The sequence below is a fragment of the Microbacterium sp. Bi128 genome, from assembly GCF_918698205.1.
This window is the reverse complement of the sequence record NZ_CAKKMM010001052.1, coordinates 1-1,804: the sequence shown is the minus strand read 5'-3', so window position 1 is coordinate 1,804 and position 1,804 is coordinate 1. Positions and strand designations below refer to the sequence as shown.

Annotated in this window: 2 protein-coding genes; one reads left to right on the top strand and one right to left on the bottom strand. The window is 64.1% G+C overall.

The window, feature by feature from the left end:
* On the top strand, positions 1-859 hold an 859-nt coding region (locus tag LQV45_RS29660), incomplete at its 5' end, for a substrate-binding domain-containing protein (protein ID WP_230010704.1).
* A 294-nt stretch (positions 860-1,153) separates the two neighbouring features.
* Here the strand turns inward: LQV45_RS29660 and LQV45_RS29655 are convergent.
* Positions 1,154-1,804, bottom strand: a 651-nt coding sequence (locus tag LQV45_RS29655) for a hypothetical protein (protein WP_230010702.1), incomplete at its 5' end; no start/stop codon positions are given.

The following is a 1,804-nucleotide window of genomic DNA, read 5'->3' as shown; positions in this document are numbered from 1 at the left end:
CAAGATCGTAGGCGAATTCGCCCCGGATGACCCGTCGAATGTGCCCCTGCAGCTCCAGCAGTTCAATGAGGCGCTCTCGCTCAAGCCGGACGTGATCATCTACACGCCCATCGCACCGGAGCCCTCCGTTGGCCTGGCCAAGGCCGCATATGACGCCGGCATCCCGCTAGTTGCCGCTCAGGTGCCGATCGATTCCGAGTACGCCGTCAGCGTGACGAGGAACACCCCGCTCGCGATCGCCCAGGTTACCGCCGGCACGCTGAGGTCAATCGGGGGCAAGGGCAACGTCCTGCGCGTCGATGGCATCCCGGGTATCCCTGTCTCGACCTTCGCGAACCTGGGCATCGCTGCCGTCCTGAAAAACTGCCCGGAGATCAAGGTAGCCGGGTCGGTCACCGGCTTCTTCCAGCCGGCAACGGCCCAGGCGGAGGTCCAGAAGTTCCTTGCGACCAACCCTGCAGGGGTTGACGCAGTTCTCCAGGCCGGAACGATGGGCGTAGGCATCCGCAACGCCTTTGAGGAATCGGGCATGGACGTGCCGCCGATCGCGGACGACGGATCGAGCCGCGGGTTCTCCTCCTGGGCGCTGGCAAAGCAGGACTACCCGTTTTTCGGCACCACGACCCCGTCTGTGCGCACCGGTGAGGCAGTGGCGGACGTGGCGCTGCGCATCCTGAAGGGCGACGGGCCGAAGATCAACCAGATCGTTGAACCCTCGGTGATCGTCTCCCGAGACAACCTCGCCAAGCTCGCGGATCCCTCGTGGGACCACAATGACCTAACCGATCTTGCCGGCGCCCCGGAGGACTACCTGCCCACCGATCGCCTCAATAAGTTCTTCGCAAACCCCAGCGCCTAACTCCTATCGGGGGCCACTCCCACACCCCCGGCCTTGACTCGGGATTGAGGGCCTCTTCCACGGGTTGGATGTCGAATCGACACTCAACCCTGGAAGGGGCCCTTTGCGTGTCCCAAACATGCGATTGCGTAGCCACTTCGGCGCGTCGCTGTCGTGGCACCAACCTCGTTTCGGGTGCTGCATCTTCTGCGGCACCGTCTGCCACACGCAAAGAAGCCCCGTGGACCACTGAACCAGCCAGCCGGTTCAGTGGCCCACGGGGCACTCCAACGCCGGCACAAGGCCGCGCAGGGCTTAGGCGCTGATTCGTCCGCGCAGAAACTCGGAGTCTGGGGAATCGGTGACGGGCAGTCCCGAGGCTTCCAGGCTTGCGCGCAGCTGCTTCATGAAGCGGTCGGGAAGCCTGACTGCCGGCGGGCGCAGGGCGCCGCCGTTGAAGCCGGAGAGCCACTCCTGGTACTTCCACTGGGTGCGGTTGATGGAGCTGGTGCCGGGGGTGGAAGTGGACGAAACGGCGATATTGGCGGCCCGGGCCGGCTGGACCTCCCAGTAGCGCTTCATGGATTCTTCCCACTTGCCGGTGCGCGCCATCTCGAAGGCCTTGGGGTAGTAGTCGCCCATCCAGTTCGTGTTCGCGGTGCCGGAGAACTGGACGTCCAAGACCGACATGAGGGGGATTATTTCGGCCTCGATGGGGCAGGAGATCACTACTTCATCGCGGAAGTGGTGGTACATCTCCATGACTCCGGGGATGCCAGGGTAGCCCTGTTCGGCCTTGATGGCGACGATGCTTGGCATTGCGTCGAGGACGCGGCGCACGAAGTCCACGCTCATGCCTGCGGGATGGATGCGCTCGAAGCCCCAGGCGGGGAGCGGGAACAGCATGGTGGCCAGATCGGTTTCGTCGGTGAAACGCTTGGTGTAGTCGAACACCTCGTCGTACGA